Origin of the sequence: Pontibacter pudoricolor (genome assembly GCF_010092985.1) — a bacterium.
In the GTDB taxonomy this organism is placed as follows: domain Bacteria; phylum Bacteroidota; class Bacteroidia; order Cytophagales; family Hymenobacteraceae; genus Pontibacter; species Pontibacter pudoricolor.
The window spans coordinates 4,179,237-4,196,388 of sequence record NZ_CP048106.1 but is presented as its reverse complement, the minus strand read 5'-3'; the positions used below and the strand labels follow the sequence as shown (position 1 = coordinate 4,196,388).

The 17,152-nt window shown below is 46.2% G+C and carries 17 protein-coding genes and 1 pseudogene; 7 read left to right on the top strand and 11 right to left on the bottom strand.

Going from position 1 to position 17,152, the window contains the following annotated elements:
• Positions 1 to 14 precede the first annotated feature (14 nt).
• The gene (locus GSQ66_RS18115) at positions 15 to 509 is read left to right on the top strand and encodes a hypothetical protein (protein ID WP_162428751.1); all 495 of its coding nucleotides are present in this window, start codon (positions 15 to 17) and stop codon (positions 507 to 509) included.
• A gap of 229 nt (positions 510 to 738) precedes the next feature.
• A complete protein-coding gene (locus GSQ66_RS18110; protein WP_162428750.1) occupies positions 739 to 975 on the top strand; it encodes a hypothetical protein in 237 nt (78 codons plus the stop codon).
• Positions 976 to 1,202: 227 nt separating this feature from the next.
• Here GSQ66_RS18110 and GSQ66_RS18105 read toward each other — a convergent pair whose 3' ends face one another.
• The 8 genes from GSQ66_RS18105 to cmk all read right to left on the bottom strand — a co-directional run bounded on the left by GSQ66_RS18105 (position 1,203) and on the right by cmk (position 8,612).
• Positions 1,203 to 2,144, bottom strand: a complete 942-nt coding sequence (locus GSQ66_RS18105; RefSeq protein WP_162428749.1) for a succinylglutamate desuccinylase/aspartoacylase family protein — start codon at positions 2,142 to 2,144, stop codon at positions 1,203 to 1,205.
• Position 2,145: 1 nt separating this feature from the next.
• Positions 2,146 to 3,048, bottom strand: coding sequence for a 30S ribosomal protein S6--L-glutamate ligase (gene rimK, locus GSQ66_RS18100; protein WP_162428748.1), 903 nt, complete (start codon positions 3,046 to 3,048; stop codon positions 2,146 to 2,148).
• The gene (locus tag GSQ66_RS18095; protein WP_162428747.1) at positions 3,045 to 3,539 is read right to left on the bottom strand and encodes an ATP-dependent zinc protease family protein; all 495 of its coding nucleotides are present in this window, start codon (positions 3,537 to 3,539) and stop codon (positions 3,045 to 3,047) included. Before GSQ66_RS18095 ends, rimK begins: the two co-directional genes overlap by 4 nt.
• Before the next feature lie 166 nt (positions 3,540 to 3,705).
• Entirely contained in the window at positions 3,706 to 4,893 is a 1,188-nt protein-coding gene (locus GSQ66_RS18090; protein WP_162428746.1) for a PQQ-dependent sugar dehydrogenase, read from the bottom strand.
• 76 nt (positions 4,894 to 4,969) lie between these two features.
• The gene (locus GSQ66_RS18085; RefSeq protein WP_162428745.1) at positions 4,970 to 5,779 is read right to left on the bottom strand and encodes an alpha/beta fold hydrolase; all 810 of its coding nucleotides are present in this window, start codon (positions 5,777 to 5,779) and stop codon (positions 4,970 to 4,972) included.
• Between the two features lie 603 nt (positions 5,780 to 6,382).
• Positions 6,383 to 6,925 carry a DUF502 domain-containing protein gene (locus GSQ66_RS18080; RefSeq protein ID WP_162428744.1) on the bottom strand — a complete coding sequence of 181 codons (543 nt, stop codon included), beginning with the start codon at positions 6,923 to 6,925 and terminating at the stop codon, positions 6,383 to 6,385.
• A 79-nt stretch (positions 6,926 to 7,004) separates the two neighbouring features.
• Complete coding sequence (locus GSQ66_RS18075) at positions 7,005 to 7,895, bottom strand: 4-hydroxy-3-methylbut-2-enyl diphosphate reductase (RefSeq protein ID WP_162428743.1); 891 nt, start codon at positions 7,893 to 7,895, stop codon at positions 7,005 to 7,007.
• Positions 7,896 to 7,907: 12 nt separating this feature from the next.
• Positions 7,908 to 8,612: a (d)CMP kinase gene (cmk, locus tag GSQ66_RS18070; protein WP_162428742.1), complete on the bottom strand. Its 705-nt coding sequence runs from the start codon at positions 8,610 to 8,612 to the stop codon at positions 7,908 to 7,910.
• Between the two features lie 257 nt (positions 8,613 to 8,869).
• Between cmk and ade the strand changes: the two genes are divergently transcribed.
• Together ade and GSQ66_RS18060 are read left to right on the top strand one after the other, a co-directional pair.
• Positions 8,870 to 10,507: an adenine deaminase gene (ade, locus tag GSQ66_RS18065; protein ID WP_162428741.1), complete on the top strand. Its 1,638-nt coding sequence runs from the start codon at positions 8,870 to 8,872 to the stop codon at positions 10,505 to 10,507.
• 31 nt (positions 10,508 to 10,538) lie between these two features.
• Positions 10,539 to 11,387, top strand: coding sequence for a sulfite exporter TauE/SafE family protein (locus GSQ66_RS18060; protein WP_162428740.1), 849 nt, complete (start codon positions 10,539 to 10,541; stop codon positions 11,385 to 11,387).
• Positions 11,388 to 11,445: 58 nt separating this feature from the next.
• Here the strand turns inward: GSQ66_RS18060 and GSQ66_RS18055 are convergent, their stop codons facing one another.
• Both GSQ66_RS18055 and GSQ66_RS18050 read right to left on the bottom strand, forming a co-directional pair.
• Positions 11,446 to 11,886: a response regulator gene (locus GSQ66_RS18055; RefSeq protein ID WP_162428739.1), complete on the bottom strand. Its 441-nt coding sequence runs from the start codon at positions 11,884 to 11,886 to the stop codon at positions 11,446 to 11,448.
• 333 nt (positions 11,887 to 12,219) lie between these two features.
• A pseudogene (locus tag GSQ66_RS18050) lies at positions 12,220 to 13,203 on the bottom strand (PLP-dependent cysteine synthase family protein); the annotation flags it as partial.
• A 238-nt stretch (positions 13,204 to 13,441) separates the two neighbouring features.
• On the opposite strand from GSQ66_RS18050, the gene sucD reads away from it, so the two are divergent.
• Positions 13,442 to 14,332 carry a succinate--CoA ligase subunit alpha gene (gene sucD, locus GSQ66_RS18045; RefSeq protein WP_162428737.1) on the top strand — a complete coding sequence of 297 codons (891 nt, stop codon included), beginning with the start codon at positions 13,442 to 13,444 and terminating at the stop codon, positions 14,330 to 14,332.
• 627 nt (positions 14,333 to 14,959) lie between these two features.
• On the opposite strand, the gene GSQ66_RS18040 is transcribed toward sucD, so the two are convergent.
• Positions 14,960 to 15,904 carry a hydrogen peroxide-inducible genes activator gene (locus GSQ66_RS18040; protein WP_162428736.1) on the bottom strand — a complete coding sequence of 315 codons (945 nt, stop codon included), beginning with the start codon at positions 15,902 to 15,904 and terminating at the stop codon, positions 14,960 to 14,962.
• A 172-nt stretch (positions 15,905 to 16,076) separates the two neighbouring features.
• On the opposite strand from GSQ66_RS18040, the gene GSQ66_RS18035 reads away from it, so the two are divergent.
• Positions 16,077 to 16,550 carry a Dps family protein gene (locus GSQ66_RS18035; RefSeq protein ID WP_162428735.1) on the top strand — a complete coding sequence of 158 codons (474 nt, stop codon included), beginning with the start codon at positions 16,077 to 16,079 and terminating at the stop codon, positions 16,548 to 16,550.
• Between the two features lie 43 nt (positions 16,551 to 16,593).
• Positions 16,594 to 17,151, top strand: coding sequence for a peroxiredoxin (locus GSQ66_RS18030; RefSeq protein ID WP_162428734.1), 558 nt, complete (start codon positions 16,594 to 16,596; stop codon positions 17,149 to 17,151).
• The last annotated feature ends 1 nt before the right edge of the window (position 17,152 follow it).

The window sequence follows — 17,152 nt, the reverse complement described above, 5'->3', positions numbered from 1 at the left end:
ACTTTTAACCTTTCATGAAAACGTTAATTCGAATTTCTTTTGCACTGGCGCTGATCTTATCGGTTGCTTTCAGTGCAAATGCCCAGAGTGGCTACAAAACTGGTATAGGCTTCAGGGGCGGTATTGCTTCGGGCTTAACTGTAAAGCATTTTATCAAAAGCGATGCTGCTATTGAAGGTATCCTGAGCACCAGCTTCAGACACCGTGGTACCGTAATCACAGTGCTTTACGAAAAACATGCGCAGGCTTTTAATACAAGTGGTCTGCAGTGGTACTATGGATTGGGTGGCCACGTTGGTTTCCATGACGGACACCATTATTATCACAAGAACCACGAGCATTACTATGACGACCATGTAGTGGCGTTGGGTGTGGATGGTGTACTTGGCCTGGAATATTACATCCGCGACATTCCGTTTACCATTGGCGCTGATATTAAGCCGTACATAAACATACCACGTGGCGGTGGCTACTGGGATTCTGCCCTGCACGTGCGTTACGTATTCTAAACTATAGTTGATTTTACTGACAGTTGCTTAACTGTTACCTATAAAAAACGGCCCTGCTATAGTTTAGCGGGGCCGTTCTGTTTTACTAACTATAGTTGCAGCCACGTATTGCCTGTTGTTTAGTCTGATTCTAAATTTATGTAAATCCACCAAATCAGCAAACCGGCAACGCGCAGGGTAAGTATAAACAGGAAGTATATTTTAAGACAAACTATAAACCTACAGAACTATGGAAGCAACATGCAATCACTGCAATCATTGGGAGCAGGACCCGAATAAGGTACAGGTACCAAGTAACAATTTTGGTGTGTGCGACGAACTGACCGGCCAGCACGCCATGGACCCATCATACGTGCTGCCGCTGGTGCACGAAGCATCAGCAGACCTGAAACCAAAACAATTTGAAATGATTACAGGTGCCGAATTTGGCTGCAACCACTTCAGCGAGCGCAGAACCTGGGTATAAACTATAGTTTATTAATTATATGCGAAGATGACCTTGCTGCGTGTTTTCACCAGCAAGCTCTTGTAAGCGCAGCCCTGCCGTTGTTGGTGAAAACACCAACAACGGCAGGGCTGAACTATAGTTTAACTATAAGACAAAAGCCCGGCTATAGTTGTAGCCGGGCTTTTGTCTTAACACCTGCAGGAGCTGCGCACGCTTCGGAGTCTTAAGAGATACTTCAAAAACTATTAATACGCAATATGCACCAGGGCATCGCCCTGGTTTACAACGGGCATATTATTTAACCCGACCACATAACCAGCTGCAGGCGCATTCATACGCACTTCCATTTCGCCGTACGGGTCGGTTATGCTGCCAATGTTCTGGCCTTTTTTAACATAATCGCCGGGCTGGATGAACGTGCGCCACAAACCCGCATTTTTAGCACGTAGCCAGATATCTTTCATGCAAACCACACTTGGCTCTGTTGCCTCAACACAATTCGGGGTCATGCCCAGGTGGTGCAATACCCGACAGGTACCTTGCATGCCCAGTTTTATACCTTTCTCATCGAAACGCAGGCTTTCGCCGGTCTCGTACACCAGTATGGATTTGCCAAGCTTGCCGGCCTCTTTGCGGAGCGAGCCCTGGCGGTAAGGTGCATTCATGATAAAAGGTGCGGCAAATGCTTTAGCAAGTTCTTCATTTTTATGGTCGCCAAGCACACACCTGATCTGCGGGTAATTGGCTCTGCTGGAACCTCCGGTATGGAAATCCAGGCCATAATCCACGTAAGGCATTACTTCCTTCATAAAGCGGTAGGCAACACGGCTGGCCAGCGACCCTTCCCTGTTCCCCGGGAAACTTCGGTTTACATCTTTGCCATCCGGCACCTCCCTGCTGAAATTCAGGAAACCGTAAATATTCAGGATCGGAACGGCAATGATAGTTCCCTTAAGCGGATACAGCATTTTTTTGGAAAGCATACGGCGGATGATCTCTGTGCCGTTCACTTCGTCGCCGTGCATGCCTGCCATCAGCAGCACCACCGGCCCGTCGTGCACTGACCTGAAAACGTAAACCGGAATTTCGATAACCGTACCGCTGGGTAGCTTGCTGATCACCAGCTTGGTCAGTACTTTTTCACCACGGTCTATACTGCGCCCGTTGATAACTATAGTATCAGGCATGCTACTCGTTTACTTTCTTCTTCGGCTTCTTGTTAGCAAGGCCTTCCACGTACTCAATTATTTTACTGGCAATGTCTTTTTGGGTAGCTTTTTCAATCCCTTCCAGGCCCGGCGATGAGTTTACTTCCAGGATAAGCGGACCGCGCTTGGATTGCAGCATATCAACACCAGCTATACCTAACCCTAATGATTTGGCAGCTAACAGGGCAGCCGCCTTTTCTTCGCGGGTAAGTTTTATAAGCGTTGCTTTACCGCCGCGGTGCAGGTTAGACCTGAACTCACCTTCCTTGCCTTGTCGCTTCATGGCACCAACCACTTCGCCGTTCACTATAAAGGCACGTATATCAGCGCCGCCAGCCTCCGAAATAAATTCCTGCACTATAACACGTGCTTTCAGGTTATGGAAGGCTTCAATTACCGATTCTGATGCTTTCTTGGTCTCTGCCAAAACCACACCCAGGCCTTGTGTACCTTCCAGCAACTTAATTACCAGCGGCGCACCGCCTACTTCTTTTACCAGCTCCGATGTTTCTTTAGAATAATTGGTGAAAGCAGTTTTAGGCATTCCCAATCCGGCACGGCTCAGAATCTGAAGGCTGCGCAGCTTATCTCTGGAGCGAACGATAGATTGGGAATCCACAGCGCTTTTCACTTTCATCATCTCGAACTGGCGCACCACAGCCGTGCCATAAAACGTTACCGAAGCTCCGATACGCGGAATAATAGCGTCAATACCTGTCAAACGTTCTCCTTTATATAAAATATGCGGGTCGCCTTTCTCGATAATAAGGTCACAGCGAAGGTGGTCAAGTACAATGGCCTGGTGCCCCCGCTTCTCAATGGCCTCTACCAGCCGGCGGGTAGAGTACAACCTGGGGTTGCGGGAGAGAATGGCTATTTTCATAAATTGGTATGTTTCTGCTTTTGTTTGATCTTAAACTTCTGAGAGACGTTTTTGCGGGAAACATCTACTATAAACCTGCCCTTTAAAAGCTTGCGCCCGATAAGCACCGGGTACTTCATATCGCTGCGGTCTGATAACGAGAACTCGGCCTCTATTACTTCTCCGAAAAGCTCGATGGTTGTACGGATAACATAACGCTGCTGCACCTCCCCGAACGAACTTTTTATAAACCGAAAATCGAATTCGGCGAAACGCAGTTTTTTGTGGTTGTATTGCGGATGCGATGGATCGAGCAATTCCACACAGATCACTTTTTTACCGTCTGCGGTGGTTTCTTCGTGTATGTCGGAGCAATGAATGGCTGATGTATACGCGCCGGTATCTATCTTGGCTTCTATCTCCTCAATTTCCAGTTCGGGCAGCGCAACCAGCTCGCGCCGGCCTATTACGTGCTTTTCCTGTTTTGTATGAAGGGCTTTTTTATCTTTCATCAGAAGCGAAAATAGACATTTTAAGTAATGAATGATGAATAATGACGAATGATTAATGTAAAACAGTAGCAACTATAGTTTGCAGGCTATTTCAAGGCAAGTGCTCTAACTATAAACTATAGTTCAGATTCTTACTTATTCTTCATTCGTTATTATTCATTACTCATTATTCATTATAGCTTATCCGGTAGATGGCGTTGTTTGTATCGTCTGAAACAAGCAGTGCGCCATCTGGCATTACTACTACATCCACAGGGCGACCCCAGGCTTTTCCATCCTGTAACCAGCCTTCTGCAAATGTTTTATAGTCTGAGGCGTTGCCCTTACCATCTACTGCTAACTGCATTACACGATAGCCAATTGGCTCAGAGCGGTTCCAGGAGCCATGCTGCGCTATAAATAGCTGGTTCTTGTACTGGTCAGGAAACATGTTACCGTTATAGAACTTCAAACCCAAAGCAGCTACGTGCGGCCCAAGCTTCTGTACCGGTTTCACAAACTCGCTGCAATCGCGGTTCTTGCCAAATTCCGGGTCAGGTATTTCACCTTCGTGGCAATACGGGAAACCAAAGTGCTGGCCTTTTTTGGTAGCTAAATTCAGTTCATCGTTCGGGATGTTATCGCCCAGCATGTCGCGGCCGTTGTCGGTAAACCATAGTTCTTTCGTTGTGGGATGCCAGGTAAAACCAACGGTGTTCCGCACGCCTTCTGCAAATATTTCCATGCCGGTGCCATCTGCATTCAGGCGGGTAATAGTTGCATAAACAGGGTTTTCTTCTTTACAAACATTGCAGGGTGCCCCAACCGGAACGTATAGTTTACCATCCGGCCCAAAAGCTATGTATTTCCAGCCGTGGTGCGTGTCGCTCGGGTATTTGTCATACACTACTTCGTACTTCGGCTTGTTGCGCATGTTCTGCTCTATTTTCGGAAACTTAATAATGCGGCTGATCTCGGCAACATACAGGTCTCCATCTTTTAAAGCCACACCATTCGGCGAATTTAAGCCGGTGGCTATCGTTATGGTTTCGTCTGCTTTGCCGTCTTTATCTTTATCAACTATAGCAAATACTTTGTCGTTGCTGCGCGTGCCCACAAACAATACGCCCGATGGACTTAAGGCCATAGAACGGGCATTTTCTACATTTTTGGCGTAGTAATCAATCTTAAAGCCATCCGGCAGTTTTATTTTGGCCAGGCTTTCATCAACCGGTTCGCTTGGTTCGTCATTTTTGGCAGTAGACTCAGCCTGCTCATTTTCAGTTTTGGTTTCTTTTTCTCCTTCCGAAGAACAGGCAGTGCCAATTAACATCAAAGCAAAGCTAAAAGCGATCAGGCGGTTCAGGTAGTTCATAGAGTATAGTGTTGAAATTTGTGGAATCTTTAGTTGGTTGTATGTATACTTTGCTGCAGATCTATAGTTGCCTCAACTATAGATTCAGGCTTTTGCGCTTATGAAGCAGCTCGGCTACATCCTGTATCAGGTTTGAGTGGCCGGTCTTTAAAACAATTAATTCGCCTTTATCCAAAGCATCCATAAATACGCTCACGCGCTTCGGAGAGATTATTTCGTCGTATTCGCCCAAGAACATAGTTACCGGAATCTTATAGTTGTTAAGCAGCCGTACAATCATCCGGATATCGAAATTCAGATCACGGAAACCGATCCAGCTACGGTAAACCCGCAGGCGCTTTGCAGTGCTGTCCATCTGGTAATTTGCAAAACGGATAAGGCTTTTGTGCGCCAGGTTGTATTTATGAAGCACCTGCAGAAACTTGAAGAAAGGCTGAGGTTTAACCACAGTACGCTTAAAAAGTTGCTGCATCCAGCCGGGGTAGGTGGCAATATTATACCAGAAACTGGTTTTAATACCGTCGGGCGCGATCAGGTATAGTTCCTCTACCCGCCCGGGCATCTGCTCTATTAAAGTTAGCGCAAACTTGCCCCCCATGCTAAACCCCATCACCGAAAAACGGTCAATCTTATATTTCTCCAGAAAATGCCCGATCATCTCTTTCAGAAACTCCTTGGTAAGCGGCATGTTGTCTTTGTGCAGCCGGCTTCCCCCATGAAAGAAAAGATCGAACGCATAGATGGTATAATCGCTGCCTAAGGCCTGCTCCATGGGGTGGTAATATAAACTGCTCTGCCCATACCCATGAAATGCCAGCAACACTTTGCTCCCATTCCCGATCACCCGGTAATGCAGTTTCGATTTATCCCTGATCAGGTAAGGCACGTTGTTTAATTACGAATGATGAATTACGAAATGAAAATACTAAACTATAGTTTATTCGTCATGCATACAATTTAGTTGTCTGATGTAAGTGATTAATCTTGGTTTATAGAGTAAGTTAATTATTGGATTGTTGGTGAAAACACTAACAACAGCCCGGGATTGTAGAGACGCCACCTTTTGCGTCTCGGCTATGAAACTATAGGTCTAAACTTGGCATTGAAGCAGCTATGCAACTATAGCCCAGCAAATCTGGAGACTCGCACCCACTGTACGTCATCGGTCAGATACCGGCGGCAGCCTGGCCGGTCGAAACTATAGTTATCAACTTCTCAGACTATAAAACCAGCAAAACCACCCTTTTATGCCCGCTCAGAAAGCCAGTTACAAACTGGCACCAAACTTAACTACAAGTTGCGCTGCCGCTAAACTTGCGGTATATATATCCTGCTGAAAATTTAAATCCTTCTTTACTCTGGCTTTAAACCTATAGTTGTATAGCGGAGACGCCACATTTTGAGTCTCTACGTTCGGGTTAATCCGCCCCCCTTAATCCGGGTTCAGACAGAAATCTTAGAAATCAGAGAATCTCCTTAATCACTGGTCCTATAACCTCGAAACGCCACCTGAAACGATGAATTTCATCACGTCGGAGCTTGGTATGTTCAGGTAAGTGACATTGCGGCTTGGCACCAGGAACAGCTCACCTGAAAAGTTGTAGGAGTGCGGAAAATATACGGCTACTTTATCATCCACATTTATAGTTTCCAATACTTCTTGTGTCACAAATCCGAACTTATAGTTGTCAGAGTCTTCGCTCATCTTTACCATCACGGGCTTGTTAAACTTCTGATTATCGCCAACAAATGCATCAAACAGGTCGCGGATGCTGGAATAAACGATGCCAACCAGCGGCACTTTATGAAAGACGCGCTCGGTAAGAATAATAAACGGCTTCACAAGGAAAGATGACCCCAGGAAACCAACCAGCGTCAGTAGTACCACCATCAGCAAAATGCCCAGCCCCGGATAACCCAGGTCAAACATGTCGTTCAGCCAGTCAATAATGGCTACCACTATCCAGACGGTAATGGTAAAAGGTGCTATGATCAGAAGTCCGTTAAGGAAATAACCAAAAATACGTCTCATGTTGTTGGGGTCACAAAAAAGGCTTTGCCGAAGCAAAGCCTAAAAGTAGTAAAAAGCTGATACTTTATAAGTGCTATACTTAACAAACAGGCTCATTTAGCTTGGCAATGCCATCTGCTACCTGCTGCATCAGCCACATGGGTGTAGATGTTGCACCACAAATGCCTACACTGTTCACGTTTACAAACCACTCCGGATCCAGTTCGGTCTCGTTCTCTATAAAGTAACTGTTGGGGTTGTGCTGCTTGCAGACACTGTACAAAGCTTTGCCGTTAGAGCTTTTTTTACCGCTCACAAATATCAGCACATCGTGTTCGGTAGAGAACCTGGCAAGCTGGGGCTCACGGTTAGATACCTGGCGGCAAATGCTGTCGTTGGCGTCGAACTCGGGCTGTGTACTGTCTTGGTTGGCTTGCTTAATACGCTCTTCTATCAGCGCTTTAATGTGGTAAAAGCCTTTGGTGCTCTTGGTTGTCTGGCTGAAGAGTGTAACCGGGCGTTTAAAGTCGATCTTGTCCAGGTCTTCTTCGGTGGTAACTATAATCGCTTCGTCACAGGTTTGTCCGGCTAAGCCAATCACTTCTGCGTGCCCCACCTGGCCATAAATTACCACCTGGCCTTCATCTTTTTTAATAGAATCGAACGCATGCTTTACGCGGTTCTGCAGTTTTAAAACTACCGGACACGAAGCATCAATCAACTCTAAATTATTTTCGAGCGCGATCTGGTATGTTTCCGGCGGCTCGCCGTGCGCGCGGATCAGCACTTTGCAATCGCGGAGGTTGCGAAGTTCTTCACGGTCTATTACGCGAAGGCCTTTCTGGTAAAGGCGCTGCACTTCCATGCTGTTATGTACTATGTCACCGAGGCAATATAGTTCTTCTACGTGCTCCATTTCATCTTCTGCCATTTGTATGGCAAACTCTACTCCGAAGCAGTAACCTGAATTCTTATCTATGGTGATCGTCATTATCTGAACTGTTTAATCCTGCTCTACACTATACTTTTGTTCCAGCAACTTAGATGCCACTTTGTTCATCACAAACTCTACCTGCTCATCAATCGTCATGTGCGAGGTATCCAGCAGGTCAGCATCTTCGGCACGGCGCAACGGGCTTTCCGCCCTGGTAGAGTCGATCAGGTCGCGCTTCTCCAGGTTTGCTTTTATCTCGGTCAGGTTTACCAGTTGGTTTTTCACCAGCAGTTCCTGTTGTCTGCGCTTGGCTCTTGTGTCCACGTCGGCCGTCATAAATATCTTCACTTCCGCATCCGGGAACACAGCTGTACCAATATCACGTCCATCCATTACCACGCCGCGACGCTTGCCCATTTTCTGCTGCTGGGCAACCATGGCACGGCGTACTTCCGCTACCACGCTTACTTCACTAACCTGGTTCGAGATGTACATCTTGCGGATCTCGTCTTCTACGTTCAGGCCATTGAGGTACGTTTCGTTGCGCCCGGTTTTAGGATTATAATGGAACGTTATGTCTATATTTTTCAGGGCATCACTCACCTCCTTCGGGTTGGTAAGCGACACATGATGATCAAGGAAATACAGCGTAACCGCCCGGTACATAGCACCGGTATCAATGTAGGCGTAACCCAGCTCGGCTGCCACCTGCTTGGCCGTTGTGCTTTTGCCGCACGAGGAATGGCCATCTAACGCGATCACGATTTTCTTCATAAAAACAGGGTAAGTATTAATTGGAATCACAAGGGCAGGGAGCTTTACCGCGCTTGCTCATTTTCTGGTATTTAGCCGTTTTTTTCTGTTGTGCTGATTTGGGGCTACACCCGGCCAGTGCACCAGAGCTCAATACGCAAGCTATCACCAAATATGAAATTAACTTTCTCAAAACGACTGATTTTAATGCAAATATAAAGTAATTTACGGGTTCAAGCCCCATTTACAGGCAATTTAATAAACTAATACCAGATACCATGCAGGCAGCCTATTCTGTTTCCGGACGCATCATAGACATACACAACAAAGAAATATTTGAAGGTAAAGTTCAGGTTGAAAACGGCCGCATTTCTAAAATAGTTCGTGAAGCCACCACAGCTACAAATTATATTTTACCCGGTTTTACAGATGCCCACGTGCACGTTGAAAGCTCGATGCTGGTACCCAGCGAGTTTGCCCGCCTGGCAGTGGTGCACGGAACTATAGCCACCATTTCAGACCCGCATGAGATTGGCAATGTGCTGGGCGTAAAAGGTGTGGAATACATGATCGAGAATGGTAAAAAAACGCCTTTCAAGTTTTATTTCGGAGCACCATCGTGCGTGCCGGCCACTCCTTTCGAGACCGCTGGCGCTGAGATAACGGCTGCTGACATAGAAGAATTGTTTAAGCGCGACGAGATCGTGTACCTGGCAGAAATGATGAACTGGCCCGGCGTGCTGCACCGAGACCCGGTTGTGATGGAGAAAATTGAACTGGCTAAAAAATATGGCAAAGCTGTAGATGGGCATGCGCCGGGACTGATGGGCGAACAAGCCAAACTATACGCCTCTGCCGGCATCACCACCGACCACGAATGCTTTACCGCCGAAGAAGCCCTGGACAAACTGGCTGTTGGCATGAAGATACTGATACGCGAAGGCAGCGCCGCCAAAAACTTTGAGGCACTGATTCCATTGTTGCCCGAGCACTATAAAAACATCATGTTCTGCTCCGACGACAAGCACCCGGACAACTTAGTAGAAGGCCACATCAATCTGCTTGTAAAACGCGCGCTGGCAAAGGGGAATAACCTTTTTCATGTGCTGCAGGCGGCTTGTATAAATCCTGTGGAGCATTACAAACTAAACGTAGGCCTGCTCCGCGAAAACGACCCGGCTGATTTTATAGTTGTAGATAATCTGGATAACTTTAAAGTGCTGGCCACTTATATAAACGGCGAGAAAGTAGCTGAGAATGGAAAGTCTAACATCGCATTCACTGAAAGCGATACTATAAATAATTTCAACACCAGCCCTAAAACTATAGCTCAGTTCCGGATTCCGGCTGAAGATGCGCACAAGATCAGAGTAATAGAAGCTTTTGACGGCCAGCTGATAACCAAAGAAGGCATAGTTGCGCCTAAAGTAGAGAACGGGTTTATAGTTTCGGATGTGGCAAACGATGTGCTGAAAATGACTGTAGTAAATCGTTATGAAGAAGCAGAACCGGCTGTGGCCTTTATCAAAAATATAGGTTTGAAGTCAGGCGCTATTGCTTCATCGGTGGGCCACGATTCGCATAACATTATAGCAGTTGGTGTGGATGATGAAAGTATTACGCGGGCTGTGAACCTGATCATCAGTGCAAAAGGAGGTGTATCGGCGGTAAATGGTGATGACGAACAACTGTTGCCGTTACCGGTAGCTGGCATTATGTCTGCAGAAGATGGCTATAGTGTTGCCGAAGCGTACTCAACAATAGATAAGATGAGCAAAGATATGGGTAGTAACCTGGCTTCTCCGTTCATGACACTTTCGTTTATGGCCCTGCTGGTTATCCCATCGCTGAAGCTCAGCGACAAAGGTTTATTTAACGGCGATACGTTTTCGTTCGTACCTGTAACAGCATCATAAACTAAACCCGTTGCCCGGCGCACGGCTGCACATGGAGGAATTACTCATCTTCTTTATTGGAATACTTGTCAGCGGATTCGGTACTGTTATCGGGTTTGGTGGCGGGGTGTTTATGGTGCCGATACTCATCATCTTTTTCGGGTATAACATCGAGATCGCGATCGGGTCAACTATGGCTGCGCTGGTTCCGGCTTCGTTCATCGCCTCCGTATTTAACCTGCGTGATAAAACGATAGATTACCTGGTTGGTACCTTAATTCAAATCCCGGCTATAGTTGGCACTGTGCTGGGCGCGTTTATGGTTGCTTTTCTGCCGGTGTTTAAGTTGCAGCTTATTTTTGCACTTTTTGTGATTGCCGTCGGGTTTGCCATGGTTATCCCAACAAAACAAGGAGCTACCAGCCACGGCGGCATGATGTACCGTATGCGCCGTGTACCAACAACATTTATCCGTAAGAATAAAGCAAAGCATCTGGCTTACAGGTTAAATGGCGGAGTGGTTTCTACAATGGGTTTTGCATCCGGCATAATGGCTGGCCTGTTTGGCATTGGTGGCGGTTTTGTGCAAACGCCCATGATGATCAAGCTTTTCAGGATACCTCCGCAGATCGCCACATCCACTTCCCTGTTCATACTTGTTATTACCAGTTTTACAGGTTTTATTACGCACTTTTTACTGGGCAATGTGCTCTGGAGCCGCTGCCTGCCCCTGATAGCTGCTTTTGCACTTGGCGCCCTTGGCGGTAACCTGTACAAACAAACGCGCGGCAAAATCAGCCACATGGAAAAGCTTATCGGGATCGGGCTTTTTCTGGCGGGGATTGGTGTGCTTCTTAACCTGGCAATAAAGTCTGAAGCTGGTGTAGGGTTCTCGTTTTAGCAGCAACAAAAAGCCCTGCAGTTACAGGGCGTGACCAGGATATATACGATAAGAGTAATTATACTTTGTCGGTTTGCTTACTCGGGAAGTATTTCCGCATCAGTTTATCCAGCTTGTCGGCGGTCAGTGGCTTGGTTATATACTCCGCAGCATATTTATTAACCGCATCGGTATCCTGTGGGTGCGTGGAAGTTGTCAGCACCACCATCACTATACCTTTTCTAAATTCGGCATCAAGACGATTGTATAGTTCCAGCAGTTCGAAACCATCCATTACCGGCATGTTAATATCCAGGAATATCAGTTCAGGCTTAAAGTAACCGGCGTTACTCGGGTCGTAGTTATTGTTGCTTACGTTGTAAAGATAATCGAAAGCTTGTTTCCCGTTAACGAAGGTATGAATGTGCTCGGTCACCTGCATCCTGTCCAGCAGGCGCTGGTTCAGAAAGTTTGTGGTCTCATCGTCATCAATGAGCAGTATGCCAGAGAGTTTTTTCATTTGTTGTATTGAGTCGCTCAGAACAGAAGCAATTTCAGGCTAATAACTTTTAACTATAATTATGTGTGCCATTAAAGCATCTACTGCAGCAGTAGCCATGCTGCTTTGCAACTGTAAACAGGTAATGTTCTTATAAGGTTTTACCGCCATAGTACGCCCAAGGCTGCTGTGCTGTTCGCTCTAAATTACTACGGCTAAATTAATACCGGGATCCTTGAATTGCAAAAATAGCATGCCGGCAGGTTGGTACTACAGTTTTTACTCTACTAAAGGTACAAAAAAGAAAAGCCCGGGCAAAGGCACGCGGGCTTTTCTTTGTGAAGTTTATAGTTAGTCGATGTACCCCTGGGCACGCATCCAATCATCGTTATAGATCTTGGCAAGGTAACGCGTACCGTGGTCTGGCAACAATACTACCACTACATCATTCTCAGTCAGGTTATTTTCACGGGCATATTCCAGGGCACCCACAATTGCTGTACCAGAAGACCAGCCCACAAAAAGGCCTTCTTCTTTTGCCAGTCGGCGTGTCATAACAGCACCGTCTTTGTCCGTTACTTTTATAAACTGATCGATCAGGTCGAAATCCACGTTCTTTGGCAGAATGTCTTCTCCGATACCTTCGGTAGCGTAAGCGTAGATCTCGTTCTCGTCGAAAATGCCGGTCTCTTTGTATTTCTTGAAAACTGAACCGTAGGTATCAATGCCAATCGTCTGTACTGCCGGGTTTTTCTCTTTTAAGTATTTAGAGATACCTGTTACGGTTCCGCCGGTACCTACACCTGTAATAAAATGGGTTACTTTACCTTCGCTCTGCTCCCATATCTCAGGGCCGGTGCTTTCGTAATGCGCTTTCCAGTTCGAGAGGTTGTCGTATTGGTTCGGGTAAAACGAGTTTGGAATTTCCTTGTTCAGGCGCTTGGCAACCGAGTAATAAGAGTCCGGGTGCTCCGGTGCTACGTTGGTCGGGCAAACTATAACCTCGGCGCCTACCGCACGCAGAATGTCCATTTTCTCTTTACTTTGCTTATCAGAAAGCGTGAAGATACATTTGTAGCCTTTGGCAATAGCGGCCAGGGCAAGGCCCATACCTGTGTTGCCGGATGTTCCTTCTATAATAGTGCCGCCCGGCTTCAGAATGCCAGCTTTTTCGGCATCCTCAATCATCCGGATCGCCATGCGGTCCTTTACAGAGTTACCCGGGTTCATGTACTCTACTTTGGCCAGGATGGTAGCCTTTGTTTCTTTTGCAACACTGTTAAGTTTTACAAGAGGTGTGTTACCGATCGCTTCGGTTATATGGTTCAGATACTTCATGTGAGGTATTTTTGAATTCGGTGCAAAGGTAAGTAAATTAAATTATGTTTTCAGCAGGGCCGCCCCGGAGGCCTATGCCCTAACTATAGTTGCAACGTCAACGCAGTTCCGCTTCGTTCCGTTTAACTGCAGCAAGTGGCTTATATTAGCTTTAACTATTTTTTGTACGCGCCATAAAAAAGCCTATTTTTGCACATCCTTATTATTAGACGGTTATACACAACTAAATAAGATACACATGAGTGTTTTAGTAAATAAAGATTCGAAAGTGATCGTGCAGGGCTTCACAGGTTCTGAAGGTTCTTTCCACGCATCGCAGATGATAGAGTACGGTACTAACGTTGTTGGTGGCGTTACTCCGGGCAAAGGTGGCAACAACCACTTAGACCTGCCGGTTTTTAACACGGTAGAAGAAGCTGTAAAAAGAACAGGTGCTGATGTATCTATCATTTTCGTGCCGCCGGCTTTTGCTGCTGATGCCATTATGGAAGCTGCTGATGCTGGTATTAAAGTGATCGTGTGTATCACAGAAGGTATTCCTGTAAAAGACATGGTAGCTGCTAAAAACTACATCAAGTCTAAAAATGTAACGCTTATCGGACCAAACTGCCCGGGTGTAATTACGCCAGGCGAAGCGAAGGTTGGTATCATGCCAGGTTTCGTGTTCAAGCCAGGCCGTATCGGTATCGTTTCTAAATCTGGTACGCTTACCTACGAAGCTGCTGACCAGATCGTGAAGGCCGGCTTAGGTGTTTCTACTGCTATCGGTATCGGTGGTGACCCGATTATTGGTACGCCTACAAAAGATGCAGTTCAGTTACTGATGGAAGATCCTGAGACGGATGCTATCGTGATGATCGGTGAGATTGGTGGTAACTACGAGGCTATGGCTGCGCAGTACATCAGCGAAACCGGTAACAAAAAGCCGGTAGTTGGTTTCATTGCCGGACAGACTGCTCCAGCTGGTCGCAGAATGGGTCATGCGGGTGCTATAGTTGGCGGCGCCGATGATACAGCTGCTGCTAAAATGAAGATCATGCGCGAGAATGGCATTCACGTAGTGGAGTCTCCTGCTGAGATCGGTGAAGCGATGGTTGCTGCTCTTCAGCAAGCCGGCATCACAGCTTAAGTTAGATTTAACTTTATAGTTATAAAGAAAGGCTGCTCTTAACAGGGCAGCCTTTCTTGTTTAGCTGAATCAGGATTTTCAGGATTAATAGATTTGCTGCATTGGTCTTATTGCTATAGTTGGAGGTTTAGTTTTATAGTTGCTGCTGGTCCAGCCATCCCCAACAATCAGAGCTACGCTCGCTACCTTCGAAATCGCTTCTCGGTAGTCTAAGGCGGGGAGCTTTTTCTTACCTACTTCTCACTTTGTCATCCTGAAAGGATCTTGGTAGTAGGGAGGTAAGACCTTTGCTATAGTTCATTTTATCGTTTTATAGTTGCAGTTTCAACCCACCCCTCCCCCTCCCGAGAGAGGAATTTCTGTTGCTGCTATAGTTAGTGGCTATAGTTCTATAGTTGCCGTCTTGACACCTCTGTAGTCCCCTCAAGGGGACAATTGCTCTGCCCTCGCTCGCGGGACGCGAGCGAGGGCACATTATTCAAGATTTTACAGAATAAAAAAATACCTGCTCCTTCAAAGGAAGACTATTTGGCCTCTACTATAGTTTCGTGTATAGTTCTATAGTTTTGGCCAACAACCATATTGTAAAGACCCACATCTTTCTAACTTCCAAACTTTCTAACTTCATTAACTTATTCCTATCACCTGCTGCTTTTTGCGGTTAGCTATAGTTGCGGGAATGGAAGCTATAATCTCCTGTTGCAGGGCTTCGATTAACTTCTTTTTCAGGAAACTTTTATGCACCACCAGGCTTACTTCGCGCAAGGGTTTGGGTTCTTTAAATGGTCGTACCAGTCGCTTTTTATCTTCAGGCATTTCCAAAACTGATAGTTCAGGTAATAACGTCAGGCCGTGCTGCGTTTCTACAATGCGTTTCAGTGTTTCCAGGGAGCCGCTTCTATAGTCAAGGTTTGCGCCTTCTGATCCTCCAAGTTTTCCACCACGGTTACAGATATTAAGCACCTGGCTCCGGAAACAGTGGCCTTCGTTCAGAACCCACAGGTCATCTGGTAACAGTTCTGCAGGGTCTATTTCGGTTTGCTTTGCGAGTGCATGTTTCGGATTTACATACACCATAAACGCTTCGTAAAACAGGGGCAGTTCTTTTATAGTTTTAATTTCCAAAGGCGTAACCAGCAGGCCAACATCCAGCTGCTCATGGTTCAGTTTCTCCACAATTTCATTTGTCAGCAGTTCCTGCACCACCACTCTTACCTGCGGATATTTTTCCAGGAAGTTTGTAATAAAAAGCGGCATCAGGTAAGGTGCAAGTGTAGGTATTACGCCAATTCTAAGCTCACCACTCAGCTCCTGTTTCTGGTTCTGTACGATCTCCTGTATCTTCTTTGATTCGGCAAGTACGATGCGTGCCTGCGCAATTATCTCCTTCCCTACTTCTGTGGGCCGTACCGGCACCCGGCTCCTGTCAAACAACTGTACGCCCAATTCTTCTTCCAGCTTCTGCAATTGCATGCTCAGGGTTGGCTGAGTTACAAAGCAATTCTCTGCGGCAGTAGCAAAATGCCGGTACGTATCCACCGCTATCAGGTATTCAAGTTGTACAAGGGTCATATTTCAGTGCGTTTTTATGGGCCAACATATAGTAAACATGCTATAGTTGACTACAAAGGTACCTTATAGTTTAAAACTATCAAATCATAAAAACAATCAATTTGATTTATGAGACTATTAACAGGACCTTTGTAACACATCAGAAGAAACAACAACTCAAACTATAAGAACTATGACGAAGCTAACGAATATAGGATTGCACAAAGAAGACTCGAAACAGATAGCTGACAAGCTGAATGAATTACTGGCCAATTATCATTTGTATTACCAGAACCTGCGCGGTTTCCACTGGAACATCAAGGGGGAGAACTTTTTCCAGTTGCATGCCAAGTTCGAGGAACTATACAACACCGCTTTAACGCGCATTGATGCCATTGCAGAGCGCATTTTAACGGTAGGCCAGCAACCGCTGCACACTTTCTCTGATTACCTGCGCGTGTCAACTATAAAAGAGGCTGTCAACCTGAGCAGCGACAAAGACACCATCAGCACCACACATCAGAACCTGACTGCTATCCTTAACCTGGAGCGCGAGATAATGAGCCTGGCAGCTGAAACCGGCGATGAAGGAACTATAAGCCTGCTGAGCGAAGACATAAACGAGAACGAAAAAACACTCTGGATGCTGAACGCTTTCCTGAGCTAATCCAAACTATAAATCAATTTATAATCTACACAATACACATATCATGACACAAAACAGAATATTATCTGTAGGATCTACTTTCCCGGCTTTCACAAAACAGGCTGTGGTATCATTAGAAAAAGGAAAAGAGTTTGCTGACATCACCAGTGAAGACCACAAAAGCAACGACCAGTGGATGGTGATGTTCTGGTGGCCAAAAGACTTTACGTTTGTTTGCCCTACCGAAATAGCTGAATTCAACAAAAACTACGACGAGTTCCGTGACCGTGATGCTCAGCTGATTGGTGCCTCAACCGACTCAGAATTTGTACACCTGGCCTGGCGCCAGCACCACGAAGACCTGAACAAACTGCGCTTCCCGATGCTTGCTGATACATCTAAATCATTGGCTGAGGAGCTTGGTATTTTGGAAGCAAATGAAAAAGTAGCGTATCGTGTTACCTACATCGTGGACCCACAGGGCATTATCCGTTGGGTAAGCTTAAACGACCTGAGCGTGGGCCGTAACGTGGCCGAAGTACTGCGTGTGCTGGATGCCCTGCAAACCGACGAGCTGTGCCCATGCAACTGGAAAAAAGGCGAAGAAACCATCGCTGCTTAAT

What these genes read in the sequence shown, in the direction of transcription:
- GSQ66_RS18115 (WP_162428751.1), top strand. Translation starts at nt 15, where the DNA reads ATGAAAACGTTAATTCGAATTTCTTTTGCACTGGCGCTGATCTTATCG.
- GSQ66_RS18110 (WP_162428750.1), top strand. Translation starts at nt 739, where the DNA reads ATGGAAGCAACATGCAATCACTGCAATCATTGGGAGCAGGACCCGAAT.
- GSQ66_RS18105 (WP_162428749.1), bottom strand. Translation starts at nt 2,144, where the DNA reads ATGCCTGATACTATAGTTATCAACGGGCGCAGTATAGACCGTGGTGAA.
- rimK (WP_162428748.1), bottom strand. Translation starts at nt 3,048, where the DNA reads ATGAAAATAGCCATTCTCTCCCGCAACCCCAGGTTGTACTCTACCCGC.
- GSQ66_RS18095 (WP_162428747.1), bottom strand. Translation starts at nt 3,539, where the DNA reads ATGAAAGATAAAAAAGCCCTTCATACAAAACAGGAAAAGCACGTAATA.
- GSQ66_RS18090 (WP_162428746.1), bottom strand. Translation starts at nt 4,893, where the DNA reads ATGAACTACCTGAACCGCCTGATCGCTTTTAGCTTTGCTTTGATGTTA.
- GSQ66_RS18080 (WP_162428744.1), bottom strand. Translation starts at nt 6,925, where the DNA reads ATGAGACGTATTTTTGGTTATTTCCTTAACGGACTTCTGATCATAGCA.
- GSQ66_RS18075 (WP_162428743.1), bottom strand. Translation starts at nt 7,895, where the DNA reads ATGACGATCACCATAGATAAGAATTCAGGTTACTGCTTCGGAGTAGAG.
- cmk (WP_162428742.1), bottom strand. Translation starts at nt 8,612, where the DNA reads ATGAAGAAAATCGTGATCGCGTTAGATGGCCATTCCTCGTGCGGCAAA.
- ade (WP_162428741.1), top strand. Translation starts at nt 8,870, where the DNA reads ATGCAGGCAGCCTATTCTGTTTCCGGACGCATCATAGACATACACAAC.
- GSQ66_RS18060 (WP_162428740.1), top strand. Translation starts at nt 10,539, where the DNA reads ATGGAGGAATTACTCATCTTCTTTATTGGAATACTTGTCAGCGGATTC.
- GSQ66_RS18055 (WP_162428739.1), bottom strand. Translation starts at nt 11,886, where the DNA reads ATGAAAAAACTCTCTGGCATACTGCTCATTGATGACGATGAGACCACA.
- sucD (WP_162428737.1), top strand. Translation starts at nt 13,442, where the DNA reads ATGAGTGTTTTAGTAAATAAAGATTCGAAAGTGATCGTGCAGGGCTTC.
- GSQ66_RS18040 (WP_162428736.1), bottom strand. Translation starts at nt 15,904, where the DNA reads ATGACCCTTGTACAACTTGAATACCTGATAGCGGTGGATACGTACCGG.
- GSQ66_RS18035 (WP_162428735.1), top strand. Translation starts at nt 16,077, where the DNA reads ATGACGAAGCTAACGAATATAGGATTGCACAAAGAAGACTCGAAACAG.
- GSQ66_RS18030 (WP_162428734.1), top strand. Translation starts at nt 16,594, where the DNA reads ATGACACAAAACAGAATATTATCTGTAGGATCTACTTTCCCGGCTTTC.